The organism is Caballeronia temeraria (assembly GCF_001544795.2).
GTDB lineage: Bacteria > Pseudomonadota > Gammaproteobacteria > Burkholderiales > Burkholderiaceae > Caballeronia > Caballeronia temeraria.
The window spans coordinates 432,999-458,506 of the sequence record NZ_FCOI02000002.1; the positions used below are offsets into that span (position 1 = coordinate 432,999).

The following is a 25,508-nucleotide window of genomic DNA, read 5'->3' on the forward strand; positions in this document are numbered from 1 at the left end:
GTATTACGTGGGACGTGGGCGATTTCATTCCAGCAAAGACGCCTACTGTGACCACTGCAAACGGGCACACGTATGTCTTGCAGGGTTGGGTTTGTACTGTGGGTGGCAACGCAGGTACTTCGACTCCACCAACGTTTCAAGCGTGCTACAGCGTAGTGGGGCCGTTCTAATCCTCATCTGCAATAAATAACAAGAACAACAAGGATAGCAATGGCATCTTTACTATCATTACTCAAAGCTTCAGGTCAGCCAACAACGTTGACGGACGACGAGAACGAAGCGCTGCAAGTACAGCAAGAAGCAGCAGCACAACAAACATCTGGCGTTAATGCGCTTATGGGTGTTGATGCTGGCGACACACCAACAGAAGCAGAAGCTGCACCCGCGGACGACGCACAGCCAACTCTGCTGAACGCAATCAAGAAGGGTTCAAGCGACGATCAAGGCAGCGATGCCAATCCAAGCTACGCAACCGACTCACAGAAGGCAGAAGAAGCAGCGTCACAGACCGACACGGCAGACGCACCAAGCGCTTCGGACGACAGCACTAGCACAGCTACTAGCGACGCAAACCAAAGCAATGGCGCGTCTTCTAGTGACGCTGGTAGTGCTTCCGCTGATGGTTCAAGCTCCGACGGCTTTGGCACAAAGCTTATCAACTTTCTGAAGAAAGACTTCAACCGAGCAATGTCCGATCCAAACTTGTTCCAGTCCATGATGGCAGCGGGAGCAGGCACATTGGCACACGCCAATTACGGCACAAGCGGTGCATCAGCGCTTGGTCAAGGTATGCAAGAAGGACAGAAGTACTACCAAGCCCGTTTGCAACAGCAGATTGCGAATAACATGGCGCAAGCGCAATACCAACGTCAAGCAGCAAAAGACAAGTCTGAGATTGACGCAAAGGACGAAGAAACACGCGGCAAGAAGATCGCCAACGATCAAACTGGCCTGCGTATGAACGTGTTCGGCCAGATTCAAGCTGGCAAGGTCAGTCCAAAGGACCCACGCGTCGGCGCAGCATTGGCATCAACAGGTATGAAGCCAGACGAGATTACATCTGCGATGCAAGGATGGGCACCTGAGTTGGGGACTCCGCAAGAATACATGGACCCAAAGACCGGCATCCAAATGGTTCAGGACCGCACAAAGACAGGTCAACTCATTGGCCAAGCATATCCGAAAGCTGTTGCTCCTACTTCACTGTCTGCTGGAAATACGCTTGTCAACACACAAGCTCCTGATGCTAGTGGCAATGCTTCTGTTGTTGCGAACGGTGGCGTTCCGTTAGACCAGCAGAAGTCAGCACGCGACGCTAGCGATAAAGCTGCTGATGCAAAGACCACTATGGATATGTCAGGGCAAGCGATTCAAGCATATAACGACCCAGCATACCAGAAGCTTATGAAGGACGGCCTGCTTGGTAAGGCTAAGTCCTATTTGCAGTCCAAGTACAGTATGCAGACTGATCCGCTTGCCATCATCGACGCGCAGATCAACGACCTCAACAAAGCAAAGACGCTTACAACCGTTTTAGGTAGTGGTGTAGGCAAGCTAGATAGACCAGTTCAGCAAGCAGTTATGGAAGGTTCATTAGACGTTCGTTCATTGCCACTTGATCAGAAGTTGCAGATTGCGAACATGATCTACAACCAATCCAAGGACTCATACGAGCGCAACTCCCGCACTGCTGCTTGGGATAGCCAGGTTGTTGGAAACTCCGTAAGCAAAGACATGAAGCTGAACGACGGTACTGTGATTCCCGGTGGTTCTACTCGTGAGAACTACATCATGGGTACACAGAAGGGTAACGCGCTTGGTCTACCAGAAGCAAAGAAGCAAGCCAATGCACCAGTATTCAATAAGTCTGACTTGCAAGCAGAAATGAAGCGTCGAGGTTTAATTAAATGAGCATGACACCAGATATTAGCCAACTCAGCGACGCACAACTGCAATCGCTGTATAGTCAGGCAAACGACTCAAGCGATGGGACAGCACCTGCTGTCTTGTCGCCAGTCCAAGCCATTCAGCAGATAGAGAGCAGTGGTGCATCGGACAAGGCTGCGGTTTCAAACCCAGCATCATCAGCCGCTGGCTCAATGCAGGTGTTATCTGGTACTCGTCGCGATCCCGGCTATGGTGTCAAGCCATCAGACGGCAGCCGCGAGGACGATGCTCGTGTCGGTCGCGACTACTACTCAGCGCTTCAGAAGAAGTACGGTGATGACCAAACAGCAGCGCTCGCATATAGCTGGGGTCCTGGCAACGTTGATAAGTGGGTCAAGAACGGCGGTGATCTGTCCAAGATTCCAGACGAACAGCTTAAGTACGTCAACAAGTTCCAATCATTGACTGGACTTGGTAACGACACAGCTACGGACGACACTGCAACTTCTGACAAAGCACCCGGCACAGTCGGAACAACCACTAACCCAATCCTGATGGGCGCACGTGATGCCATTGAGAGCAAAGTGCAACCTATCGTTGGCTGGATTCACAAGGCAGCAGAGGCACACCCCTTTATCAGCAAGCTGATTGACATGGTGCCAGAACCAGACTTTGGCGATGGCCCACGTACTGGAACTGCCGCGCAGAATTCTGCACAAGGGTTGAAAGACCTGGCTTCCACAAAAGCTACTGCTGAAGCCGCTTACAACAAGGCAGACCACAACTGGGTTGATTCCACTGGTCGCATTGCATCGGACTTAACGGGTTCCGTAGCGCTCACACCAATGACAGGTGGCGGACTGGGTAGCACAGTTGTTCAAACTGCCGCGCAAGGATTTTTAAGCGACCCTGATCATCCTTTCGAGGGTGCTGGTTGGGGTACTGCTGGTGGAGTCGCCGGGCACGTTGCCGGTACTGTTCTGAAGCCTCTAGTAAAGGCATACGCACGTACAGGTAGCAAGCTTGCTGGTGTTGATGCAACGGCAGCAGACGCAGGCAAAGCAACGGGCGCAGCATTCTCACCTGCTGAACAAGGCATGGCTTCAAAAGTCGCTGACGACATTAACGCGAACGGTGCCAACGCTTCCGACGTTGCAAACGATCTGGCAGCAAACGCAGACAGCAACGTTCCCGGCTATAAGCGTACAGCAGCGGAAGCTACAAACAACCCAACTGTTCAAGCCGCGCAGCAAGGATTGGACAAGAGCGAGAACAACGCTGGACTGGCAGCAAGAGCGCAGGCAAACGCAGAAGCCAATACAACGCACCTACAAGGTCAAGCTACGACTGACGCACAGTTGCAAGCGATGAGAGACGCTTTCGAGCACGGACAAGAAAGACTAGCTGCGCAAGGGAATGCAGAAGTAGGGCCGGTAACAGCAGCGCAAAGCGAGTCAGTGTTCGATACACCCGCAATGCAGAAGAACTTGGGCCGTGCTAACACAATGGCACTGAACGATGGTGAATCCGCAATCCAGCGTGCGTTTGATGCGCCTAACGACGATCTAGTCGCAGGATGGCATGGCCTTTCAGGTAATGCGGAAAAGACGGCTGCGCTTGAACGTGAACGCAACCTCGTTACTTCACCGATGTACGAAAACGTGCTCGGTGCAGCGAAGCCACTGCCAGTTCAAGGTCAACTAGCAGATTTGCTTGACCGTCCTGTTATGCAAAGGGCGTTGAAGGAAGTCGAGACATACAAGCTGAACGCTGGTGATAAGACTCCTGTTATCAACAACGGCGCTATTGCTCCGCAAGACTTGAACATTGCGAAGATGCATTTGGACAGCTACATCCAGCGTATGAACAATCCAATGGATGCAGCATCAGCGGACAAGTGGCAACAAGGCGCATTCCTAGATGTACGCAAGCAGATTAACAACCTGCTTGAGAACAAAGTCAAGGGCTTTGCAGACGTCAACAAGGAGTTCGCACGTCGCTCCGAGCAAATCGCAGAAAGCCACTTTTTGACGGACCCAAACATGGTTAACGCGCTAGGTAAGTTGAACGTCGGCAAGCTCGACGCGTTGGTTAAGGCAATACAAGCGGGCAAAGCCAATAACAATCCAATGGATGCAGCCAAGTCAATTTCGCACGGAAAGTTAGCACAACTTGAGAAGCTTCGTGATGACGCTGTTGTGTCATTGAGCCGCAAAAGCGCTGAAGGTTTGCGTGGCGATTCCTACAACTACTTGCGTCAAGCAGCAGAGAAAGACCCAGAAGCAGCGGCACAGATGCGTCAACACTTGGAAGACAACTCTTTGTCCTACAAGATGTTCTACGCAGACAACGAAGCAGGCACGCAAAAGATCGCACATCAAGAGAACTTCAACAACCTAGTTAAGAAGTTTGATACCCGACCAGACGGCAATGTTGCGTGGAATGACCTGAAAAACATTCACGCTAACAGCAACGACTTCTCGGCGGACCACATGACGCGTATGAGCGACGTGCGCGAAAACTTGCGCCGTTATGCAACACGTACAGAGCAAGTAACCGGCAGCAATACTGCGTCAAACTTTGCAAAGCGCGAAGGCTTCGACAAGCTCGTAAATGCTGAACGTGGCAAGGGCATTGGTAACTATTTGATGACCGAGGAAGGTCAACGTATGGCCCGTGTAGGTATTGATGCTGCTGCGGGTCTTGCAGGTATTCACTTCGGCGGGCTACCCGGCATCTTAGCTGGTTACGTATCCGACAAGGCCGTATCAAAGCTTGCGCCAGTAATCGGTAAGAGCCTTGGCGGTGAGACACAAGAAATACTCGCTCAGAAGACAGCAGCAAACCGCCAAGCTATCGAACAACTGTTGCTTGATCCAAAGCGTCTGTCTCATGCACTAACAGCAATGGAAAAGGCGGGCGCAGATAAGAAGGTAATCAACGATAACCTGATAAGTAAGATGAAGTCTACCAAGGCAACAACTGGTTTGCTTGGCGCAATTATCGCAAGTCAGCTTACACACACGGACGAGGATAAGCGCAAGTAATTCGCTGCAATCCCAAAGAACAATAACAACAAGGGAACAAGATGTCGATTTTCCTATTAAAAAGAAAAGCCTTAGGCCATGTGCCTTGTGGCTCAAGCCCAAGCAGCGGTGGTAGTTCAACTACCACACAGGAGTTGCCCGGCTATGCACAGCCAACTGCTCAGGACATTCTCACAAAGAGTACCGACCTAGCTAACTCTGGCGTACCACAATATACTGGTCAAACATACGCGCAAGCGAATGATACTCAAACCAACGCTATTCAGGGGATGACCAATCTCGCGAATAGCGGTGGTGTGGGTGGTCAAGTTAGCGGCTCAGTTGCCAACACTGCTAATAACGGTGGCAACAACTACGGCACCGTTCAAGCAACGCAAGCAACAGCAGCACAAAACCCATATGCGACTGCGGTCAATCCGTACACACAGCAAATGGTGAACGCTGCTAACCAGCAGACTACTCAAGCGTTCAATCAGAACGCGATGAATATCAATTCGCAGTTTACGAACAGCGGTGCTTTCGGTGGTAGTGCTTACCAGAATGCAGCGAACAACGCGAACACAACACTTGCAAACGCGTTGGCTAATAACTCAGCCAACATGTATGGCAATGCGTATAACCAAGCAGTGTCAGCAGCTAGCAGCAACGCAGCATTGGCAACCCAAGCGAGCTTGGCGAACCAGTCCGCAAACCTGCAAGCGGATAGCTTGAACAGTAGCAACTACAACACTGCTCAAGGTCGTGCGCTTACTGCTGCGTCATTGGCTCCAACATTGGATGCGAATACGCTGTCACAGCTTAACGCTGCATACACAGGCGGTACGGCTCTGCAAACAAACGATCAGAACGCGCTTAACGCCCAGTACCAACAATGGTATCAGGCTGCTATGGCACCGTATGAAAACTTGGGTGTTGAAGAGTCAGGGTTGAGTGCAGCATTGGGTAACGGTGCGCAAGGCGTAACAAATTCAACACAATCAGCAAGCCCGTTTGCGGTTACTTCAGGTTTAACACAGTCTGGCGTAGGCCTGCTTGGTTCATTGGCACAAGGAGGATACCTGTAATGTCAGTTCCACAATCAATTACGGCACTAAGCCAAACGCTTGCAAGTAATAGCCCGCCCGGTAACGAGCCAATCGGCAATAACTTGGCTTTGTATCTGCAAGCAGGCTTTGGATTCATTGCACAGCTTCGCGATGGCACAGCGCTTAACATGACGAAAGCGCTGTCAATGAATAACTACCAAATCAATAACGTTGCAGCAGGTACGGCAGCTAATGATGCGGTCAACCTGAACCAGCTTAAGACATACGAGCCAATCGGCACGATCAAGATGTGGTGGGGTACAGCTACTAATGCGGCTGTACAAGCTGCATGGGGTACAAACTGGGCGCTATGTAATGGTGCTAACGGTACACCAAACTTCCTTGACCGTATGCCTATCGCAGCAGGCGGTAGCTATGCGACAGGTTCAGCAGGTGGCACAACCACTTACGCGCTGTCAGTAGCGAACATGCCCGCTCACTCACATTATGTGAATGACCCCGGCCATGCTCACGGTGTTTATGACCCACAGCACGCTCACGGTGTTTCCGATCCCGGCCATGCTCACGGCATGCCAAACGGCGGTGTTGGTCAAGCAGGTAGCGATAACGGTGGTGTTACCGCTGCATCAGGTCCTAATGGATATGGTTCACGCGGTGCGCAAAGCACTTACGGAAGTGGCACAGGCATTGGCATCTATGGTGCAGGTACAGGTATCGGCATTTACGGTTCCGGTACAGGCATCTGGTTGAATAACACCGGCTCAGGCGCTGCGTTTACAGTCATCCCGCCATATATCGGCGTTTGCTTCGTAATGAAGATCGCGAACTAAGGAGACGATATGGGTTCAGCAGTTAATTCGGCCGGTAACGCAATCGGTAGCGTCTTTCACGGCGCTGACGAGTTGCTATCGCCGGTAACAAAGACTCTGGGCGGGATTGATAAAAAGATCAATCCGCTTCGCAGAATCGGCTTCATCGACAACACGATGGACACCATCGAATCTCACCCAGCGGAAGCAGCGGCAATTGCCGCTGCTGCATACTTCACTGGCGGTGCAGCTCTTGGTGCAATGGGCGGACTTGGAGCAACAGCAGGAGCAACCGCTGGCGCGACCGGCGCACTTACAGCAGAAGCAGGTACTGCCGCAGCTATTGGCGCTGGTGCTGCTGACGTTGGTACAGCAGCAGGGCTTGGTTCTGGTTTGCTCGCAGGTACAGCAGGAACGGAATTGGGCGTTGGTGGACTGGCAGCAGCAACAGCGGGTTCAACAGTTGGCGCAACAGGCGGATTAGGCGCTGGTCTCGCTAGTATGGGAGCAGGTGCAGCAGGCGCGTCAATGGCAGCCCCTGGCTTCACTGGTGTTGGTAATGCAATTGGTGGTGCATTGGGCCAAGGTGCAGGCACAGTCGGTACTGGCTTTCAAGGTGCTATGAATGGCGCAGCGCTATACGGCGACTCCGGTTTGACAGGCACGGTCGGTCTTGGCTCTACAGGACTCAACAGCGCAATGGCCGGTGACATGGGTAGTTCGCTGGGCGCATTCAATTCCACATTGGGCGGTCTCGCTCCAATGGGTACGGACGCTTCAGGCGCTTTGGGTGGTGGTTTGTCCGGTGCTGTGGATGGTGGTGCAGGTATTGGTTACGGTACAGGCGCAACTAGCACGATGGGCGGGTGGGCGAATAGTCCATTGCTCGGTAAGGCTATGACCGTCGCAAATTATGGTGCGAAAGCGTCAGCCGCAAGTTCAGCAGGGCAAGGGGGTCAGCAACAAACCCCAGTGGCAAGAGCGCCAGCGGCAAGACGCGCTGGCGGTACTGCTGCTGGTTACGTTCCTGCTCCAATGGCGTCAGTGGGCACACCTGCTGCGTCATTTATGCCTATGCCCACAATGGGAGCAGCACTGCCTACTTCGACAAGCAGCTACCAGACACTGCTTAGTAATATGCTTGCAAATGAGCAGAAGTCACCAATGGCCGGACTATCCAGCGGGTTCATGCCCGGTAATGGCGGTTCAATGAATCCCGGCTTTCTGCTGCCCGGCATGTATTGAAGATTGTAAAATTTTCAGCTGTATAAAAACAACGCGATAACTCGTTGATCTAGAACCACCTTTTTCGATTTTCGAAAAGGTGGTTTTATTCATTGTGGTCGGCCATACGTATTGGCATGATGCGTCTCTCTTAACGACGAAGGAGAAACGCAGAAATGAGCAACGAACTTAGATGGCGGTGTCTTCCCGCAGAACGCAAGAATGGCGTGAGTATGTGGGAGTGTAAATCGGTTTTACGACCGGACGACATTGCGAAGATCACCGCATTCCGGCTATACGCTCAAGAAGTGTTCGATTGGTTCTCGGAACGATACCCAAAGAAGCGACGCTTGCCGATGTTCACTAGAGAAGAATCGAAGCTGTACACCTTCGACTTCAAGCGGCAGCAGTATCAACCTAGCGACTATATCCACGTCTACCACATTCTTCTCGACGTAAAGGGCGACGCGGACAATATCGACTTCAGATTCAAATTTGCGCCAGACGGCTATGAAACTATCGGGGAGAAGCAATGTTGAGCGAACGACTTACCCGCGTCAGAAGCGGGAACGGGCACGAATACACGGCGTTCTTCTCCGGTCAAGGCGCACGGACGAACACGTATGCGCTCTTGCGCGAACTGCGGCAATGGTGGAAAGACTGTGTCGATAAGACTGATGAAGCCGGTAGCGTTGAGATTTACGGCAATACAGACGTAACTCCCGCTGACTACCGTATTTTCGTGAAGCTCACGAAAGACAGTAACGTCGTTCTGTTTAAACTGCGCTTCGACCCGAAGGATTAGTTCGGTTTGCTGCTCGCGTAGCTACCATCTTCACAAACTGTGCAGGCTTCCTTTTCCATTTGGATTGAGATGCGCTCATTTTGTCGCGCGAGGTTTCGCTATGTGTTCGGCCAGTGTTCGCTGTCAATGCTGCCTGACGTGTCTTCTGTGAGATTGTGCGCGGATTAAGCTTATTGCTAGTCCGCGCATTCTCTTGCACCGTACAGCAGTAGATATTTCCCAGTTCGTAAGCTCCCTTATCGCCATAGCGTGCCATGACGTAGTTGTATTTCTCGCGTCCGCGCTCGTGATAATGACCGGTGGATTGCCACCAGTCCCACCATTGCTCGAAAGTAAGCTTGAATTCAACGTTGCGTCTTTTCGCGTGACCTTTCTGGCTGTTATATGCGATCCGGTCTTTCTTTGTAATTGTCATTATCGACCCTTTATTATTTTTGTTATGGGTCGATAATGCCTAGCGCCGTGCAGAATGTCAAAATTCAGGCTACACTTGATGCCTTGCCATATTCATGCTATCAGATGGCTTGGGCTGCATGTAGCACGCGGAAAGCGCAAGGTACACAGCGCTTTTGCACAGGCGGGACGCTGTGCAAGTGGTGCAACAGCAGTGCAAATGAGGCGAGGAATCGTCTGGAAATCGTAGCTTCGACCTTCAGCTAGGGTCGGCTAAGTTCTTGAAAATTAAGGTAAAAGTAGGCCAGAGTGTCACTGCATATCACTTCAGAGTGCATCAACTGCGACGTCTGCGAGCCCGAGTGCCCGAACGACGCCATTTCGATGGGTCCGGAAATCTACGTGATCGACCCGAACAAATGCACGGAATGCGTCGGCCATTTCGACGAGCCGCAGTGCCAGCAAGTCTGCCCTGTGGAATGCATTCCGCGCGATCCGGCGCACGTCGAATCGCCGGAACAGCTCATGGCCAAGTACCACGCGCTGATGGCCGCCAAGGGCCGTTCCTAAGCGACGATTTCCGTCAGCGCCGCGACGAGCGCATCGCATTCGGCAGGCGTGCCGATGGAAATGCGCAGATGCTGATCGATGCGCGGCAGCTTGAAGTGGCGCACGAAAATCTCTTTCGCCTTGAGCGCGGCGGCGAGCGTCGCGGCATCGTGCGACGGATGTTTCGCGAAGACGAAATTCGCGGCGGACGGCACGACATCGAATCCCAAAGTCTGTAGCTGCGACGTGAGCTTGTCACGGCTCGCGATAACCTTCGCGCAGGTTTCCTCGAACCACGCCTGATCCTCGTACGACGCGAGCGCCGCGACTTGAGCGAGGCGATCGAGCGGATACGAGTTGAAACTGTCCTTCACGCGCGTGAGCGCTTCGATCAGCGCCGGATCGCCGAACGCAAAGCCGACGCGCATGCCCGCGAGCGAACGCGCTTTCGACGTCGTCTGCACGACGAGCAGGTTCGGATACGCATCGATCAGATTCACGGCCGATTCCGCGCCGAAATCCACATACGCTTCATCGACGATGACGGGCGCATCCGGATTCGCCTTCAGCAGCACTTCGATTTCCGAAAGCGGCAGGGCGCGGCCCGTCGGCGCATTCGGATTCGGAAGCAGCACGCCGCCGCACGGCGCGCGGTAATCGTCGACATCGATCGCGAAATCGGCGTTCAGCGGCATCGTTTCGTATTCGACGCCGTAAAGCTGCGCGTAGACCGGATAGAAGCTGTACGTGATATCGGGAAAGCGGATCGGCCGGTCGTGCTTGAGCAGTGCCTGAAACGCGTGCGCGAGCACTTCATCGGAGCCATTGCCGGCGAACACTTGCTCGATGCGCAGCCCGTGATGCTTCGCGACGGCCTCGCGCAACGCGCGCGCGGTCGGATCGGGATACTTGCGCAGCGACGCGCCGTCCTCGCCGAGTTCGCGGCGGATCGCCTCGAGAACGCGCGGCGACGGCGGATACGGGTTCTCGTTGGTGTTGAGCTTGACGGGATGCGCCAGCGCGGGTTGCTCGCCCGGCACATACGGTGTCAGACGATGGACGATATCGCTCCAGAAACGGCTCACGGTCGGCTCCAAATCAAGAATTGCGGTGCAGGTTCATCATCGCACGCTCGGTTTCGCCGGCGACGACGAACGGCATCACGGCGAGCGCGCGCTCGATCGACTGATCGATCACGTCCTGTTCCTCGCGGCGCGGCGGCTTGAGGACGAAGTTGGCGACGTCGGGTTTCGCGCCCGCCCGCGCGCCTTCGGGAATCAGATCGCGCGGATGCCCGATGCCGATACGCAGCCGCCAGTACTGCTGCGACGACAGATGCGCGGAAATGTCCTTCAGCCCGTTGTGCCCGCCGCTGCCGCCGCCGAGCTTCATCTTGACGGTGCCGGGCGGCAGATCGAGTTCGTCATGCGCGACCAGAATTTCATCGGGGAGAATTTTGAAGAACTGCGCAAGCGCGACAACCGATTGCCCCGAACGATTCATGAACGTCTGCGGTTCGAGCAGATGCACTTCGTGGCCGTGCAGACGTCCCTTGCCGTAGAAACCGTGAAAGCGGCGCTCGTCGCGCAGCGTCGCGCCTGCATCGCGTGCGAACTGGTCGACGAACCAGAAGCCCGCGTTGTGCCGCGTCGCGGTGTATTCGGCGCCCGGATTGCCCAGGCCGACGATCAATTTGATCATGTCGAATCTTGTAGAACGAAAAAAAACCCGCCGGGGCTTGCGCGCCGGCGGGTCACGTCGACCGTCCTTGCGAACGGATCGAGAGGATAGCGGTGTTCCGCGTGCTTACTCGGCTGCCGGCTTTTCGCCTTCAGCGGGTTCACCAGCCTCTTCCGACACGACGGCAGCCGGAATGGTCGCCGAAGCCACCACCGGATTTTCCGTCTCGACGGAGATCGTCAGGCTCACGCCCTTCGGCAGCGGGATGTCCTTCGCGTGCATCGTCTGGCCGGCTTCGATCTTCGCCAGATCGATTTCCAGGAACTCAGGCAGGTCTGCCGGCAGGCATTCCACTTCCAGTTCCGTCACGACGTGCGAGATCACCGCGCCCGACAGCTTCACGGCCGGGTTGGTTTCCTGGTTCATGAAGTGCAGCGGCACCTTGGTGTGCAGCTTCTTCTTCGCGTCGACGCGCTGGAAGTCCACGTGCAGCACGAGCTGCTTGAACGGGTGGTATTGCACGTCGCGCAGCAGAACCTGTTGCGACTTGCCGGCCACTTCCAGATCGAGAATCGACGAGTGGAAAACTTCTTTCTTCAGGGCGTGCCACAGGGCGTTGTGGTCGAGTTCGACCAGTTGAACGTCCGTTTCACCACCGTACACGATACCCGGGGTCTTGCCCGAGTTACGCAGGCGGCGGCTCGCACCCGTACCTTGCTTGCTACGCTCGAAAGCGACGACTTTCATGTTTCACTCCTATATCTGCCCGCGACCAGGCAGGGAAACCGGGATCATCGAAAAGGTGTGATCCCACAACAAGCGACGCGAACCTTCGTCCGTTCGCGCCGATCATGCAAAAACGCGAAGCGTGTGCTTCGCGTTCCTTGCTCAATTCTGTTTAACCTTCGGCGAAGAGCGACATCACCGAGTCGCCGCGCCGGATTCGGGAGAACGTCTCCGCGAGCAGACCCGCGCTCGACAGCGGGCGGATCTTCGGGCACGCGAGCGATTCAGCCGAAAGGGGAATCGTGTCGGTGACGACGAGTTCGTCCAGTTCCGATGCCGTGATACGCGCCGCTGCGCCACCGGAGAGAACCGGGTGCGTCGCGTAGGCGAAAACCTGTTTCGCGCCACGGTCCTTCAACACTTGCGCGGCCTTGCACAGCGTGCCGGCGGTATCGACCATGTCGTCCATGATCACGCAGGTGCGGCCTTCCACTTCACCGATGACGTTCATCACCTCGGCGACATTCGCCTTCGGACGGCGCTTGTCGATGATCGCGAGGTCCGTGTTCAACTGCTTGGCGAGCGCGCGCGCGCGCACCACGCCGCCGACGTCCGGCGACACGACCAGCAGATGGTCATGGTTCTGCTTGCGCAGATCGCCGAGCAGAACGGGCGTCGCGTAGATGTTGTCGACGGGGATGTCGAAGAAACCTTGAATCTGGTCGGCGTGAAGGTCCATGGTGATCACGCGATCGACGCCGGCAATTTCCAGCATGTTCGCGACGACCTTCGCCGAGATGGCCACTCGCGCGGAACGCGGACGGCGGTCCTGGCGCGCATAGCCGAAGTAGGGGATGGCTGCGGTGATCCGGCCTGCGGATGCGCGCTTGAGCGCATCGACCATGATCATCAGTTCCATCAGGTTGTCGTTCGTGGGGGCGCAGGTGGACTGCAGAACGAATACGTCTTTGCCCCGAACGTTTTCCTGAATCTCGACCATGATCTCGCCGTCTGAGAAGCGGCTGACCATTGCTTTGCCGAGAGGGATTCCAAGGATTTTGACGACTTCCTGTGCAAGCGCGGGATTGGCGTTGCCAGTAAAAACCATCAGGCCGTCACTGCTCATCGTGCACCTGTCTGCGGCTGGAAAACGAGAGGAAAAACGCGAGAAAAGGAATGGCAGGGGAGGAAGGACTCGAACCCTCGCATGCCGGAATCAAAATCCGGTGCCTTGACCAACTTGGCGACTCCCCTACACAACTCTGAGTCTTGCCGGGAAGTGTAGGACATACCCGACAAAACAAAACCTATGACGCGAAAGCGAAGAGAGGGTGAGAATCCAGACTTGCTGTCACCACGCTCTTCCAGCTTGCCGGCAGTTTGGCTTGCGCCATTTCTGCTTCGGCTCGGCTGGCAAAAGCGGCAAACACGCTCGCTCCAGATCCAGTCATTCGCGCCGGTGCGAGATTGGAAAACCACTCGAGCACCTTTGCAACTTCCGCGTACTTTCCTGCAACTACAGCCTGCATGTCGTTTCGACCGAAGCTGTCTGGCCAGTTTGTGTCTGACCTTTGCTGTGCAAGAAAGTCCATCATTGTGACGACTTTCGAATCCCGTGTCAAGCTTTTTTCGGAGAAAATCGCCGCGGTGGGGACGTGAACATCAGGTGTTACTACGAGGAAGAAACGCTTCGGCAGTTCGACCGCCTTGAGTTCCTCACCCACACCTTCTGCGAAAGCATTTTGCCCGAAGACAAAAACTGGCACGTCCGCGCCGAGTTGCAGGCCGAGATTCTGCAGAATCTCACGCGAAAGATCAACACCCCAGAGACGATTTAACGCTAAAAGAGTTGTCGCCGCGTCGGAACTGCCTCCGCCGAGGCCCGCGCCCATCGGCAGACGCTTGTCGATCTCGATCTCCGCGCCGAACTTCGTGCCCGTGTGCTGCTGAAGCAGGCGCGCGGCCCGCACGACGAGATCGTGATCTTCGGGCACGCCCGGCACGTCCGTCTTGCGCGTGATGACGCCGTCGTCGCGTCGCCTGAAGTGCAGACGGTCGCCCCAGTCGAGCAACTGAAAGACCGTTTGCAGCGAGTGATAGCCATCCGGACGGCGGCCCGTGATGTGCAGGAAAAGGTTCAGCTTCGCGGGCGCGAGGCAGTCACGGAGCGAATCGGTCGATGAGGACATGCGTGATGCTTTGAAACAATGCGGCAAGGTTATTGATCGAGCACGAGCTTGATGTCGAGCGGCGGTTCGTTGCGCGAAAGATTCACGCGCTTCACGCCGGTTGCGGGTGCGTCGGCATAGGCCAGATAGTCGATCGTCCATCCGTCCTGTCTGATTTCCTTCGGACGGCCGTTGTTCGCTTCGGGATCGAGCGTGGTCTGCGCGCGCGAACTCGGCGCCGCCGACGGTTGCAGCCAGTAGCGCAAGCCTTCCACCGGCAAGGCGAAACCGAGCGTGTTCTGCATCAACTGGGAGACGTTGTCGGCGCTCACCGGCTGCCGGTTGGGCAACTCGAGCGTGGCGAGCGACGGCGACGACGTCACGATCGCCATCGTCTGGCCGAGCGGGTTGCGCAATTGCAGCGTGACTGTGTCGCCCGTCTCCTGCCAGTCGAAATTGCCGTAGGCGTTGCGCTGCGTGCCGTTCTGGTCGTTGTACTGCACGGCGAAGCGCCCGTGGTACATGCGGCTCGTCTGCGTCGCGAGCGACGTGGAGGCGTCTGTCGTCGTGGGAACGCGCGGCTGGACCGCGCAACCGGACATCACCAGCGCGGCGGCCGCCGCAAAGCCGAGCGCGCCGCGTCGAAACGATGCGCCGGCGAAAAAATCGAATGCCATCAAAGGTCGTTTACCTGGAGTCGTTTCAGCGTTTTGACGAGCGTGTCGTTGTCGGGTTCGAGCTTTTGCGCTTGCCGCCACGTGGCGCGCGCCTGATCCTGCTGCCCGGACTTCCATTGGACTTCGCCCAGATGCGCGCCGATTTCGGCATTCGGCTGAAGGTTATAGGCGTTCTTGAGAATCTTCTCCGCTTCGGCGGCGTTCCCCTGACGGAAGCGCGCCCAGCCGAGGCTGTCCATGATGAACGCGTCGTTCGGCGCGAGCGAGACCGCCTTTTCGATCAGTTTCACCGCTTCGTCGAGCCGCTGATTGCGGTCGACGAGCGAATAACCGAGCGCGTTGTACGCCTGCGGATTGCTCGGCTGCGTGCGCATCAGCGTGCGAAGCTGGGTCTCCATGACGTCGTAGTGGCCGTTTTTCTCGGCGGCCATCGCGTAGTCGTAGATGAGATCGGGGTCGTCGGGGAATGCGGCCACCGCCTTCGCGAGATTCGCTTCCGCTTCCTTGTAGCGATGCGCCTCGAACAGAATCGCCGAATCGGTGCGCGCGAGCAGCGCCAGATCGCGCGGATCGGAGCTTTGCAGGCTGCCGAGCAACGCGCGGGCGTCGTCGACCTTGCCTTGCTTCGCGAGCAATTGCGCGCGCGTGATCTGCGCGGGCAGGTACTGCTGGCTCGTGCGCGGAATCTTGTCGAGCCACTGGCTCGCGGCGTCGTCGTTTTTCTGCTCGAGCGCCAGTTGCGCGAGATAGATGTACGCCTGGCCGGGGTCCGCGCCCGGCGTGTTTTCGGCTGCCTTCGCGTACTGATTCAGAAAGTCCTGCGCCTTGTCGAACTGCTTCTTCTGGATGTTGATGAGCGCGAGCGCCATCAGCGGCGTCAGGTCTTTCGGGTCGTTCTTGCGCATGATTTCGAACTGCTTCTGCGCGTCGTCGAGCCGGTCGGCCGACAGATACAACTGCGCGAGCGCGAGCCGTGCGTCATGCGACTTCGGATTCTTGTCGACGTATTTCTCGAACGAGGCGATGCCTTCCTTGCGCTCCTCCGGACCCATGCGCGCGAGCGTCAGCGCGGCGGGCAAATAGTCCGGCTTGAGCCGCAGCGCTTTTTCGAGCGATGCCTTCGCGCCCGGCGGATCGTCGGCGATCAGTTGCTGGCGCGCGAGCGCGAGTTGCGTCTCGGGGCGGTCCAGATCGTTTTGCGTCAGATCCTTGAGCACGTTCAGCCCGCCGACGCGATTCGGTCCGCGTGCGAGCAAGGTCTGCAGAGACAGAATGGCGTCGCCGCGCTGATCGGGCGCGACCTTCGCGAGCTCGCGCTCGAGCGTCGGTTTCGCGTCTTCGGGCTTGCCGCCCACGATCAGCAGCGATGCGCTCAGTTGCGCCGCGCGATCCGAATGCGGCGCGAACTGCTGCCAGAGTTGCGCCGACGTGAGCGCGTCGTTCGGGCTTTGCGCCGCGATCGCGATTTCGGTCGCACGCTGCGCGAAACGCGGATCGTGCGTGTCGCGGGCGAGCGCGAGATAGGTCTGGAATGCGGGCGCCGGCTGGCCGCGCTGCAACGCGACTTCGGCTGCCAGAACCTGGAACACGATCTGGCTGGACATCGCCACATTCGGCAGATCCTGCGTCTCGGCGCCGCTGACCGGCGCGGTCAGCAGATCGGCGGCGTTTTGCGCGTCGGCCTGATCGTCGGCGCTCGGAACCGGCGTCGCGTTCGGCTCCTGAGCGTGCGCGGGCGCGAACGCGAGCGCGGCCATCGCGAGCGAAACGGCGCCGGCGATTCGCGACATTGGCATGGCGAACGAATGCGTCAAGCCGGCCCGACGCTTCGCAAACAGCTTCATGACGAACGAGTTCATGGAAATCCAGACGATGTTTCGGTCGATTGTAACGCGGTCGCTAAAATACCGGCACACTCGTCCCAGCAAGACGCTCTCCAGAAAAATGCCCGAACTGCCGGAAGTCGAAGTCACCCGCCGCGGAATCGAACCCTATGTCGCCGGACGGCGCGTCGAGCACGTCGACGTGCGCACGCCCGCGCTGCGCTGGCCGATCCCGAAGCATCTGCCGAAGACGCTCGATCATCTGAAAATCGAGAAGGTCGAGCGGCGCGGCAAGTATCTGCTCTTCGAGACCGTCGAAGGCTGGCTGATCGTGCATCTCGGCATGACGGGCACGCTGCGTGTGCTGCGTCACGTGCCGAAGCCCCCCGAAGCCGCGAAGCACGATCACGTCGACATCGTGTTTGACGATTTCATCCTGCGCTTTCGCGATCCGCGCCGTTTCGGTGCGATTCTCTGGCATCCGCGCGCGGACGGCGACGTGCTCGATCATCCGCTGCTCGCGAGCCTCGGCGTCGAGCCGTTTTCGCCCGAGTTTTCCGGCGCGCTGCTGTTTCGCGAGACGCGCGGGCGCAAGGTGTCGGTGAAGCAGGCGCTGCTCGCGGGCGGCATCGTGGTGGGCGTCGGCAATATATATGCGTCGGAGAGCCTTTTTCGCGCGGGCATCCGGCCGACGACCGCCGCTGGGCGCATCTCGCTCGTGCGCTACGATCTGCTCGCGGACGCGGTGCGCGTGACGCTCGCCGCCGCCATCGACAAGGGCGGCAGCACGCTGCGCGATTTCGTCGGCAGCAATGGCGAATCCGGCTACTTCCAGCTCGACTATTTCGTCTATGATCGCGCGGGCCTGCCGTGCCATGTTTGCGGCACGGCGATCCGGCAAATCGTCCAGGGACAGCGCTCGACTTACTTCTGTCCGCGCTGCCAACGCTAATTCCGATGCTCGCTCTCACCGATTTTTCGTCGCGCCTCATCGCGTGGCAACGCATTCACGGTCGCCACGACCTGCCGTGGCAGAACACGCGCGATGCGTATCGCATCTGGCTCTCCGAGATCATGCTGCAGCAGACGCAGGTCTCGACCGTGATCCCGTACTACGCGCGCTTCCTCGAACGTTTTCCGACGGTGACCGCGCTCGCCGATGCGCCCATCGACGACGTCATGGCGCTCTGGGCCGGGCTCGGCTACTACTCGCGCGCGCGCAATCTGCATCGCTGCGCGCAGGTCGTCGCGCACGAGCGCGGCGGTGCGTTTCCGCGGACTGTCGACGAACTCGCGATGCTGCCGGGCATCGGCCGGTCGACGGCGGCGGCGATCGCGTCGTTCGCGTTCGGCGCGCGCGCGACGATCCTCGACGGCAACGTGAAGCGCGTGCTCGCGCGCGTGTTCGGCGTCGAAGGATTTCCGGGCGAGAAGAAAGTCGAAAACGCGATGTGGACGCTCGCGGAATCGCTTTTGCCGGACGCCGCGAACAAGGACGACGTCACCGCGTACACGCAAGGCCTGATGGACCTCGGCGCGACGCTGTGCGTGCGCGGCAAGCCGGATTGCGCGCGCTGTCCGTTCGCATCGGATTGCGTGGCGAAGGTCGAAGGGCGCCAGCGCGAACTGCCCGCCGCGCGGCCCAAGAAAGCCGTGCCGACACGCAAGACGTGGATGCTGGTCCTGAAAGATGGCGATTCGGTCTTGCTGCAAAAGCGGCCGTCGACGGGCATCTGGGGCGGGCTGTGGAGTCTGCCCGAAGCGGAGGATGAAGCCGCGTTGTTGAAAGTCGCGCGGAACCTCGGCTCTGGCTGGAAGCTGGAGCATCTCGCGCCGCTGACCCACACGTTCACGCATTTCAAACTGGACATCGAGCCGCGTCTCGGTCAGGCGATTCATCCGCCGCGCGAACTCACGGACATCGAAACCGTCTGGGCGCCGTTCGCGAAGATCGATGCTTATGGCTTGCCCGCGCCCGTGCGCAAACTGCTCGACGCGCTGACGGGCACGCTCATCTAAAGCAGTTGATGATGCTGCATGTAGTGATGCACGACGTCGATGCGCGCACCGGCGTCCATCAGTTCCATGAGCTTCTGGCGGGCGCGCATGGGAATCGGCAGGATTTCGGCGAGGCGGTTGGAAACCCACGTGGGATCGTCGAATAGAAACGGTTCGACGAAGGGCAGGTTCTGCGGCTCGCGCTCCCTGATCGTGTCGATGATGCGCTCCAGCACTTCCGCGCACGCGCCGAATTTCGCGAGCGCTTCGGCGCCTTGCAGCGGCTGATCTTCGCCCAGCAACTCGGCCGTGCCGACGATCAGATTGCTCGGCTCCACGCGATGATCGGTGAGCCTGAAGCGAGCGGTGCCGCGCGCCTGCACGAGCAGGAGGCCGAAGGTATCGACATCGCATTCCGATATCTCGGCAAGGCAGCCGATATTCTCCGGCACCGACGGATCGCCCGGCGACGCAACCTCGTGCCCGCTTTTCAGCAGACACACGCCGAACGGCGTTTTCTCGCGCAAGCACTCGCGCGCCATGTCCAGATAGCGTGCCTCGAAAATCTTGAGCGGCAGCAGACCGCCGGGAAACAGCACGGTGTGGAGCGGAAACAGCGGCAAGTCGGCCAGAACAGGATTCGCAGACATCGCGTCCCTCCAGGGTGGACCGCCGGCGCGGCGATCAGGTTCGCGTGTGGATCGCGCTCTCATCCACAGAGATGGGCGCATCACGATGCCGCACGATCACGTTTGCCTGCTCGCGAAAGCGCGCGGCGAGCGCCTCCGAGATGAACACCGAGCGATGCTGGCCGCCCGTGCAGCCGATCGCGACGGTGAGATAGCTGCGGTTGTCGTCGCGAAAACGCGGCAGCCATTTGCCGACGAACGTGCCGATATCGTCGATCATCTCGCCGACCAGCGGCTGCGCGGTGAGAAAGTCGATGATCGGTTTGTCGAGGCCCGTGAACGGGCGCAGCTCGCGGTCGTAGTACGGATTGGGCAGCGTGCGCACGTCGAAGACGAGATCGGCGTCGAGCGGCACGCCGCGCTTGAAGCCGAACGATTCGAACATCAGCGTGAGATCGGCGGCGTCGGTTTCGACGAAGCGCTTGACCCACGCGCGCAGCACATTCGCGCGCAAATTGCTCGTGTCGATCTGATGGCCGTATTCCGCGAGACCCGCGACCAGCTCGCGCTCGCGCTCGATGGCTTCGGCGAGCGAGTTGAGCACGCCGACATCGGCTTCGCGCATCGGCGGACCGGACAGCGGATGACGGCGGCGCGTCTCGGAGAAGCGCTGGATCAGCGACTGCGTGCTCGCGTTGAGGAACAGCACGCGCAGGTCGTAGTGCTTCGAAAGGGTATCGATGATGGACGGGACTTCGTCGAGCAAGAGGCTCGAGCGCGCGTCGATTGCGACGGCAAGGCGCGTCTGGCCTTCCTTCGCGAGATAGTCGGCCAGTTCGGGCAGAAAGCGCGGCGGCAGATTGTCGACGCAATAGTAGCCGCCGTCTTCCAGCGCGTTCAGCGCCACGGACTTGCCGGAACCGGAGATACCAGTGATCAGGATGATGCGCATGGGTCTTGAGGGCTTCGCTATCTCTTAAGCTTAACACCTGTGCCCGATTCGTTTCGGCCCGCGCGACGTTCCGGAGCGCGCGTTCAGATCAGCTTGCCGGGAAACTGGCTGTCGGGGTCCTGCATCGCCAGGCGTTGACGATCCATGAAGTCGCGCAAGGTATCGATGCCACGCAGTTGCAGAATCGTGTTGCGCACCGCGGCCTCGACCAGCACGGCGAGGTTGCGGCCCGCCGCGACCTGAATCGTCACTTTGCTGATCGGCAGGCCGAGCACGTCGACTGACTGGCTTTCGAGGGGCAGGCGCTGGAATTCGCCGTCCGGGCGGCGCACGAGCTGAACGATCAGCTTGAGCTTCATCTTCCGGCGCACGGCGGTTTCACCGAAGATCGTCTTGATGTCGAGCAGGCCCAAACCGCGCACTTCGAGCAGATTTTGCAGCAGCGGCGGACAGCGTCCTTCGACGAAATCAGGCCCGAGGCGCACGAAATCGACGGCGTCATCCGCGACGAGTCCATGACCGCGGCTGATGAGTTCCAGCCCGAGCTCGCTCTTGCCGAGACCGGAATCGCCGGTGAGCAGCACGCCCATGCCGAGAATGTCGATGAACACGCCGTGCAGCGTCGCGCGCGGCGCGAGAATCCGCGACATGTACGCGCGCAGGCTGTCGATCACCGCCGCCGCCGACATGCGCGTGGTGAAGAGCGGCGTCGACGAACGCGTGCAGCGCAGAACGAGTTCCGGCGGGGCGCCTACCTCGCCCGCGACGACCAGAAACGGCGGCTCCAGCGCGATCAGCTCGGCCATATGGCGCGAGCGGTCTTCGTCGGACTGGCGCTGGTAGTAGTTGATCTCGGCGTCGCCGAGCACCTGGATACGGTTGGGGTGAATCAGGTTCAGGTGGCCGACCAGATCGGCGCTCGACGTCGCGTTGGCGACCGTCTCGCTTGAGAAGCCGCGTTCCCAGCCTTCATGCCCCGTGAGCCAGCTGAGTTTCAGAGCGGCGGCGTTGTCGTCGAAAATGCTTTGGGCGTTGATGCTGGACGTATCCATGAGACCGGAACTCCGTTGGAAGCCGGGAGCAGCCTTTGCGTGACGACGAAGCGGATTGCTTCGATACGCCGCTTGGCGCCGCGTTTGACCGATTGTGCCCCAGAAGCAAAACGCGCGCGAGGCGCGTCCGGCGCAAATGCGGCACGGACGCGCCTCTGACGCGTATCGCTATGTTCGTGTGGCTATTACGGTTGCCATTGCGTGAGCACTTGATAAAGCGCGTCACGATCTTCTTCCTTGTGCAGACGCTCGCGCGCCTCGCTGTCGGAGAGCAGTTGTGCGATCTCCGAGAGAATTTCAAGATGCTGCTGCGTCGCCTGCTCGGGCACGAGCAGGAAGATGAGCAGGGAGACCGGCTGGCCATCGGGCGATTCGAACGCGACGGGTTCGGCGAGACGCACGAAGGCGGCGAGCGGTTGCTTCAGCCCCTTGATGCGGCCGTGCGGAATAGCGACGCCCTCGCCGAGGCCGGTCGAGCCGAGACGCTCACGCGCGAAGAGATTGTCGGTGACAGTACTGCGTGCGATGCCGTTCTGATTCTCGAAAATCAGGCCCGCTTGCTCGAATACGCGTTTCTTGCTGGTAACGGACAGTCCGAGAACGACGTTCTCGATGGGAAGAAATTTGGCTAAACGATTCATGTTTGCAGGCTGATGCGTGGCCTGATAGCTCCTCGTCGTGGCCGCTGACTCAGCGCTCACGGCGATGGTGATTCGGAAAGTGCGCTGGCGGCGTTTCCTGCAGCGTGCCTGTCGAGCAACCCGAAAAATTACCGGATCATTATAGAACAGGGCGCCGCCCGATGGTGCGCCGCGCAATGGCACCGTCCGGCGATCCAATGTGCAGGACAAGCCTTAGAAAATCAATGGCTTGTGCCACGCCACGGCGAAAATCCAACAAAAAAGCCGCCAGTCGGGGCGGCTTCGGTGCAGTGCATACCCGGATCGGCCGGTTCCGTGAATTCGAGGGTTTGCTCCAATCGTGCCCGTCACCCTGTGGCGACGGGTTTGCTCATATCAGCAGATCAGCCGGAAGGCATGCTTTGTTACCTGCTTACGGCGACGGAGCCTCTACTTCGTGCGGCTCGCCGCGATACTTCACGGACTCGTGCGCATGGCCCTGAATCTTGTCCTTGTGCTTGATGACTTGCCGGTCCAGCTTGTCGACCATCAGGTCGATGGCGGCGTACATATCAGCGTCACAACTCTCGATAAAAATGTCCTTGCCCTTCAGATGCAGGTTGATTTCCGCCTTCTGCCTCTTTTCCTTTTCTCTATGATTGTCGACCGAGAGGACAACGTTGCCGTCGATCACTTGATCGAAATGACGGAGCACCCTGTCCAGTTTCGTGATCACATACTCGCGCAACGCAGGCGTCAATTCGAGGTGGTGTCCACTGATCTTCAGATTCATAGTTGCTCTCCAAGCTAATGGCCGCTAGGCCACGTCGGCTCGTCCGATACCGGTCGGCAATGTGTCCCGTCAGCGCGTCATTCTGGCGCGCTTGAAAAGGGGCGCATCGGCCGGCACGTCCGCGCTTTCGCGTTGCGGCCGGTAAACGCCCACCGCAACACGCGATGGACTACAGAGACGGGTCATAGAGACTTGCGCAGATTCACTGCCGGGATCCTGAGGGCTTCGCGGTACTTGGCGACGGTGCGCCGCGCGACCACGAATCCTTGTTCCGCCAGCAGTTCGGCGATGCGGCTGTCTGAAAGAGGAGTTTTGGGGTCTTCCGCTCCTATCAGTTGCTTGATGAGGGCCCGGATCGCCGTTGACGATGCCGCGCCTCCTGTGTCGGTCGAAACGTGCGATCCAAAGAAGTACTTAAATTCAAGCGTCCCGAATGGGGTGAGCATGTACTTGCCTGTGGTCACACGAGATACCGTCGATTCGTGTAATCCCAGCGTATCAGCAATCTCCCGCAAAACCAAGGGCCGCATGGCGATTTCGCCATGTGCAAAAAAGTTCTTCTGACGCTCCACGATTGCCTGCGCGACACGCAGAATCGTCTCAAACCTCTGCTGAATGTTCTTGATGAGCCAGCGCGCTTCCTGAAGCTGTTGACGCAGCGAGCCGCTGCCCGGATCGCCGCGATTGTTGCGCAGGATGTTCGCGTACAGATGATTGATGCGCAGCTTCGGCACGATCTCCGGATTCAGCTCCGCCGTCCAGCCGCCCGTCGTCTTGCGCACGAGAATGTCCGGCACCACGTAGTCCGCTTCGCTCTTGCCGTACGCGGCGCCCGGGAACGGCTCCAGCGACTTGATCAGCAAATGCGCGTCCCGGAGGGAATCGTCGCTCGCCTTGAGTTGTTTGCGCAGACGCGTGAAGTCGCGCGCCGCGAGCAGTTCGAGATGATTCGTGACGATCTCGAGCGCCAGCGTGCGCGTGGGCGAACCATCGAGCCGCAGCAACTGCAGCTTCAGACATTCCGACGCCGAGCGGCCGCCCACACCGGGCGGATCGAAACTCTGAAGCAACGCGAGCGCCGCGCTCAGTTCGTCGAGATCGACTTCGAGCTCTTCGGGAAGATCGGTCTGAACTTCGTCGAGCGATGACGTGAGATAGCCGTCCTCGTCCAGCGATTCGATGAGAAACGTGACGAGCGCGCGATCGCGCTGATTCGCCGCGGTCATGCGCAACTGCGCGCTCAGATGGTCGCGCAGCGTCGTGGTCGATTCGTGGATTTGCAGCGGCGGGAGGTCGTCGTCGTCGGAGGCGTTGTTCGAGCGGCCGTAGTCTTCGAGATTCCACGAACTCGAATCCTGGCTGCTGTCCGAACCCATGCCGTTGTATTCGTCGACGCCCTGAGGCTCGCCGTTTTCCGACCGTTCGGAACTGGAAGTGCTCGATGCCGAGCCATTGCTCATCATCGACTCGGACGGCGAGCTCGACGTTGCCGGCGACGCGATCAGCGAGCCGTCCGCGGCGACGCGCAGCGGGCTCGCGATCCAGTCGTCCTCGTTCTCGAGCAGCGGATTCTGAGCGATCGCCATCGCGACTTCCTGCTGCAGTTCGAGCGTCGACAACTGCAGCAGCCGGATCGACTGCTGAAGTTGCGGGGTCAGCGCAAGATGCTGCGAGAGGCGGAGTTGGAGGCTGGCTTTCATGGCAAAGTTTTATTCATTGTAGAGAGTTTGCCACGCGCGCGAAACCTCGCGGGGATTCCAAAAAAGCACATGCCGCCCAGCGGGCGGCACGTAAGTTTTGCAACTTTCGCATGATGCGGCGCACGATGCGCGCCGTTTTTGCGACGCCGCGCTCACATGCGGAAATGCTCGCCGAGATAGACGCGGCGCACGCTTTCGTTCTCGATGATTTCGCTCGGCGCGCCCGCCGCGAGCACGCTGCCGTCGCTGATGATGTACGCGTGATCGCAGATGCCGAGCGTCTCGCGCACGTTGTGGTCGGTGATCAAAACGCCGATGTTGCGCTGCTTCAGAAACTTCACGATCTTCTGGATTTCCAGCACCGCGATCGGATCGACGCCCGCGAACGGTTCGTCGAGCAGAATGAAGCTCGGATTGGTCGCGAGCGCCCGCGCGATCTCGACGCGACGCCGCTCGCCGCCCGACAGCGACAGCGCCGGATTCTCGCGAAGATGCGCGATCTGCAATTCGTCGAGCAGGGCTTCCGCGCGCTCGGTTATGGCGTCTTTGGACAGGCGTTTGCCGGATTCATCGGTCTGCAGTTCCAGCACCGCGCGGATGTTCTGCTCGACGGTGAGTTTGCGGAACACCGATGCTTCCTGCGGCAGATACGACAAGCCGAGGTGCGCGCGCTGGTGGATGGGCAGCAGGCTGATCGAGTTGCCGTCGAGGTCGATTTCGCCGGCATCGAGCGGCACGAGCCCGACGATCATATAGAACGACGTGGTCTTGCCCGCGCCGTTCGGGCCGAGCAGTCCGACCACTTCGCCGCTCTTCACATCGAGCGACACGTCCTTCACCACGGTGCGCGAGCCGTAACGCTTCTTCAGATTGCGGACGACGAGCGAACTCGACTCGCCTTCCGGCTTACGGTGGGGCATGGCGGGCGAA

General features: G+C 58.5%; 24 protein-coding genes and 1 tRNA gene. 10 read left to right on the plus strand and 15 right to left on the minus strand.

The features are described from left to right. The first annotated feature begins 210 nt into the window (after positions 1-210). From AWB76_RS04575 to AWB76_RS04605, 8 genes are all read left to right on the plus strand, one after another. Entirely contained in the window at positions 211-1,911 is a 1,701-nt protein-coding gene (locus AWB76_RS04575) for a hypothetical protein (protein WP_157696062.1), read from the plus strand. Next, positions 1,908-4,934, plus strand: coding sequence for a lytic transglycosylase domain-containing protein (locus tag AWB76_RS38890; protein WP_074171285.1), 3,027 nt, complete (start codon positions 1,908-1,910; stop codon positions 4,932-4,934). The genes AWB76_RS04575 and AWB76_RS38890 overlap by 4 nt, the downstream gene beginning before the upstream one ends. A gap of 41 nt (positions 4,935-4,975) precedes the next feature. Further along, positions 4,976-5,998 carry a hypothetical protein gene (locus AWB76_RS40700; RefSeq protein WP_157696063.1) on the plus strand — a complete coding sequence of 341 codons (1,023 nt, stop codon included), beginning with the start codon at positions 4,976-4,978 and terminating at the stop codon, positions 5,996-5,998. Further along, the gene (locus tag AWB76_RS40705; protein ID WP_157696064.1) at positions 5,998-6,810 is read left to right on the plus strand and encodes a hypothetical protein; all 813 of its coding nucleotides are present in this window, start codon (positions 5,998-6,000) and stop codon (positions 6,808-6,810) included. Before AWB76_RS40700 ends, AWB76_RS40705 begins: the two co-directional genes overlap by 1 nt. Positions 6,811-6,819: 9 nt before the next feature. Continuing rightward, positions 6,820-8,034: a hypothetical protein gene (locus tag AWB76_RS40710; protein ID WP_157696065.1), complete on the plus strand. Its 1,215-nt coding sequence runs from the start codon at positions 6,820-6,822 to the stop codon at positions 8,032-8,034. 155 nt (positions 8,035-8,189) lie between these two features. Then, positions 8,190-8,552: a hypothetical protein gene (locus AWB76_RS04595; protein WP_157696066.1), complete on the plus strand. Its 363-nt coding sequence runs from the start codon at positions 8,190-8,192 to the stop codon at positions 8,550-8,552. Next, the gene (locus AWB76_RS04600) at positions 8,546-8,818 is read left to right on the plus strand and encodes a hypothetical protein (protein WP_061158921.1); all 273 of its coding nucleotides are present in this window, start codon (positions 8,546-8,548) and stop codon (positions 8,816-8,818) included. Before AWB76_RS04595 ends, AWB76_RS04600 begins: the two co-directional genes overlap by 7 nt. Positions 8,819-9,520: 702 nt before the next feature. Beyond that, entirely contained in the window at positions 9,521-9,781 is a 261-nt protein-coding gene (locus tag AWB76_RS04605) for a YfhL family 4Fe-4S dicluster ferredoxin (protein WP_061158922.1), read from the plus strand. On the opposite strand, the gene hisC is transcribed toward AWB76_RS04605, so the two are convergent. The 8 genes from hisC to AWB76_RS04645 all read right to left on the minus strand — a co-directional run bounded on the left by hisC (position 9,778) and on the right by AWB76_RS04645 (position 16,870). Further along, entirely contained in the window at positions 9,778-10,845 is a 1,068-nt protein-coding gene (gene hisC, locus AWB76_RS04610; RefSeq protein ID WP_061159022.1) for a histidinol-phosphate transaminase, read from the minus strand. The two genes, AWB76_RS04605 and hisC, sit on opposite strands and share 4 nt — an antisense overlap. 13 nt (positions 10,846-10,858) lie before the next feature. Then, positions 10,859-11,461: an aminoacyl-tRNA hydrolase gene (pth, locus tag AWB76_RS04615; protein ID WP_035497577.1), complete on the minus strand. Its 603-nt coding sequence runs from the start codon at positions 11,459-11,461 to the stop codon at positions 10,859-10,861. A gap of 105 nt (positions 11,462-11,566) precedes the next feature. Next, a complete protein-coding gene (locus AWB76_RS04620; RefSeq protein WP_061158923.1) occupies positions 11,567-12,187 on the minus strand; it encodes a 50S ribosomal protein L25/general stress protein Ctc in 621 nt (206 codons plus the stop codon). Positions 12,188-12,338: 151 nt separating this feature from the next. Further along, positions 12,339-13,292: a ribose-phosphate pyrophosphokinase gene (locus tag AWB76_RS04625; RefSeq protein WP_061158924.1), complete on the minus strand. Its 954-nt coding sequence runs from the start codon at positions 13,290-13,292 to the stop codon at positions 12,339-12,341. Positions 13,293-13,343: 51 nt separating this feature from the next. After that, positions 13,344-13,420 (minus strand) — tRNA-Gln (locus AWB76_RS04630). 53 nt (positions 13,421-13,473) lie between these two features. Next, entirely contained in the window at positions 13,474-14,355 is an 882-nt protein-coding gene (gene ispE, locus AWB76_RS04635) for a 4-(cytidine 5'-diphospho)-2-C-methyl-D-erythritol kinase (RefSeq protein WP_061158925.1), read from the minus strand. Positions 14,356-14,384: 29 nt separating this feature from the next. After that, on the minus strand, positions 14,385-15,011 hold the full coding sequence (gene lolB, locus AWB76_RS04640; protein ID WP_061158926.1) for a lipoprotein insertase outer membrane protein LolB: 627 nt from the start codon (positions 15,009-15,011) through the stop codon (positions 14,385-14,387). After that, entirely contained in the window at positions 15,011-16,870 is a 1,860-nt protein-coding gene (locus AWB76_RS04645; protein WP_061158927.1) for a tetratricopeptide repeat protein, read from the minus strand. The genes lolB and AWB76_RS04645 overlap by 1 nt, the downstream gene beginning before the upstream one ends. An 85-nt stretch (positions 16,871-16,955) precedes the next feature. Between AWB76_RS04645 and mutM the strand changes: the two genes are divergently transcribed. Together mutM and mutY are read left to right on the plus strand one after the other, a co-directional pair. Beyond that, positions 16,956-17,786, plus strand: coding sequence for a bifunctional DNA-formamidopyrimidine glycosylase/DNA-(apurinic or apyrimidinic site) lyase (mutM, locus tag AWB76_RS04650; protein WP_061158928.1), 831 nt, complete (start codon positions 16,956-16,958; stop codon positions 17,784-17,786). A gap of 5 nt (positions 17,787-17,791) precedes the next feature. Beyond that, positions 17,792-18,853 carry an A/G-specific adenine glycosylase gene (mutY, locus tag AWB76_RS04655; protein WP_061158929.1) on the plus strand — a complete coding sequence of 354 codons (1,062 nt, stop codon included), beginning with the start codon at positions 17,792-17,794 and terminating at the stop codon, positions 18,851-18,853. Here mutY and AWB76_RS04660 read toward each other — a convergent pair. From AWB76_RS04660 to lptB, 7 genes are all read right to left on the minus strand, one after another. Continuing rightward, complete coding sequence (locus AWB76_RS04660) at positions 18,850-19,482, minus strand: LON peptidase substrate-binding domain-containing protein (protein ID WP_061158930.1); 633 nt, start codon at positions 19,480-19,482, stop codon at positions 18,850-18,852. The two genes, mutY and AWB76_RS04660, sit on opposite strands and share 4 nt — an antisense overlap. 34 nt (positions 19,483-19,516) lie before the next feature. Beyond that, positions 19,517-20,413, minus strand: a complete 897-nt coding sequence (gene rapZ, locus AWB76_RS04665; protein ID WP_061158931.1) for an RNase adapter RapZ — start codon at positions 20,411-20,413, stop codon at positions 19,517-19,519. Positions 20,414-20,496: 83 nt separating this feature from the next. Beyond that, entirely contained in the window at positions 20,497-21,465 is a 969-nt protein-coding gene (gene hprK, locus AWB76_RS04670; protein WP_050453002.1) for an HPr(Ser) kinase/phosphatase, read from the minus strand. A gap of 185 nt (positions 21,466-21,650) precedes the next feature. Beyond that, complete coding sequence (gene ptsN / locus AWB76_RS04675; RefSeq protein WP_061158932.1) at positions 21,651-22,106, minus strand: PTS IIA-like nitrogen regulatory protein PtsN; 456 nt, start codon at positions 22,104-22,106, stop codon at positions 21,651-21,653. A gap of 412 nt (positions 22,107-22,518) precedes the next feature. Further along, a complete protein-coding gene (hpf, locus tag AWB76_RS04680) occupies positions 22,519-22,878 on the minus strand; it encodes a ribosome hibernation-promoting factor, HPF/YfiA family (protein ID WP_061147280.1) in 360 nt (119 codons plus the stop codon). Between the two features lie 182 nt (positions 22,879-23,060). After that, positions 23,061-24,578, minus strand: a complete 1,518-nt coding sequence (locus AWB76_RS04685) for an RNA polymerase factor sigma-54 (protein ID WP_061158933.1) — start codon at positions 24,576-24,578, stop codon at positions 23,061-23,063. 152 nt (positions 24,579-24,730) lie between these two features. Beyond that, on the minus strand, positions 24,731-25,498 hold the full coding sequence (gene lptB, locus AWB76_RS04690) for an LPS export ABC transporter ATP-binding protein (RefSeq protein ID WP_096031253.1): 768 nt from the start codon (positions 25,496-25,498) through the stop codon (positions 24,731-24,733). Positions 25,499-25,508 lie beyond the last annotated feature (10 nt).

Excerpts from the sequence above, each read along its gene's own strand:
- AWB76_RS04575 (WP_157696062.1), top strand. The coding sequence starts at position 211 with ATGGCATCTTTACTATCATTACTCAAAGCTTCAGGTCAGCCAACAACG.
- mutY (WP_061158929.1), top strand. The coding sequence starts at position 17,792 with ATGCTCGCTCTCACCGATTTTTCGTCGCGCCTCATCGCGTGGCAACGC.
- AWB76_RS04645 (WP_061158927.1), bottom strand. The coding sequence starts at position 16,870 with ATGAACTCGTTCGTCATGAAGCTGTTTGCGAAGCGTCGGGCCGGCTTG.
- rapZ (WP_061158931.1), bottom strand. The coding sequence starts at position 20,413 with ATGCGCATCATCCTGATCACTGGTATCTCCGGTTCCGGCAAGTCCGTG.
- mutM (WP_061158928.1), top strand. The coding sequence starts at position 16,956 with ATGCCCGAACTGCCGGAAGTCGAAGTCACCCGCCGCGGAATCGAACCC.
- AWB76_RS04660 (WP_061158930.1), bottom strand. The coding sequence starts at position 19,482 with ATGTCTGCGAATCCTGTTCTGGCCGACTTGCCGCTGTTTCCGCTCCAC.
- AWB76_RS04685 (WP_061158933.1), bottom strand. The coding sequence starts at position 24,578 with ATGAAAGCCAGCCTCCAACTCCGCCTCTCGCAGCATCTTGCGCTGACC.
- AWB76_RS40700 (WP_157696063.1), top strand. The coding sequence starts at position 4,976 with ATGTCGATTTTCCTATTAAAAAGAAAAGCCTTAGGCCATGTGCCTTGT.
- AWB76_RS40705 (WP_157696064.1), top strand. The coding sequence starts at position 5,998 with ATGTCAGTTCCACAATCAATTACGGCACTAAGCCAAACGCTTGCAAGT.
- lptB (WP_096031253.1), bottom strand. The coding sequence starts at position 25,498 with ATGCCCCACCGTAAGCCGGAAGGCGAGTCGAGTTCGCTCGTCGTCCGC.
- AWB76_RS04625 (WP_061158924.1), bottom strand. The coding sequence starts at position 13,292 with ATGAGCAGTGACGGCCTGATGGTTTTTACTGGCAACGCCAATCCCGCG.
- lolB (WP_061158926.1), bottom strand. The coding sequence starts at position 15,011 with ATGGCATTCGATTTTTTCGCCGGCGCATCGTTTCGACGCGGCGCGCTC.
- hprK (WP_050453002.1), bottom strand. The coding sequence starts at position 21,465 with ATGGATACGTCCAGCATCAACGCCCAAAGCATTTTCGACGACAACGCC.
- hpf (WP_061147280.1), bottom strand. The coding sequence starts at position 22,878 with ATGAATCTGAAGATCAGTGGACACCACCTCGAATTGACGCCTGCGTTG.
- ptsN (WP_061158932.1), bottom strand. The coding sequence starts at position 22,106 with ATGAATCGTTTAGCCAAATTTCTTCCCATCGAGAACGTCGTTCTCGGA.
- AWB76_RS40710 (WP_157696065.1), top strand. The coding sequence starts at position 6,820 with ATGGGTTCAGCAGTTAATTCGGCCGGTAACGCAATCGGTAGCGTCTTT.
- pth (WP_035497577.1), bottom strand. The coding sequence starts at position 11,461 with ATGATCAAATTGATCGTCGGCCTGGGCAATCCGGGCGCCGAATACACC.
- AWB76_RS04595 (WP_157696066.1), top strand. The coding sequence starts at position 8,190 with ATGAGCAACGAACTTAGATGGCGGTGTCTTCCCGCAGAACGCAAGAAT.
- AWB76_RS04620 (WP_061158923.1), bottom strand. The coding sequence starts at position 12,187 with ATGAAAGTCGTCGCTTTCGAGCGTAGCAAGCAAGGTACGGGTGCGAGC.
- AWB76_RS04600 (WP_061158921.1), top strand. The coding sequence starts at position 8,546 with ATGTTGAGCGAACGACTTACCCGCGTCAGAAGCGGGAACGGGCACGAA.
- AWB76_RS38890 (WP_074171285.1), top strand. The coding sequence starts at position 1,908 with ATGAGCATGACACCAGATATTAGCCAACTCAGCGACGCACAACTGCAA.
- ispE (WP_061158925.1), bottom strand. The coding sequence starts at position 14,355 with ATGTCCTCATCGACCGATTCGCTCCGTGACTGCCTCGCGCCCGCGAAG.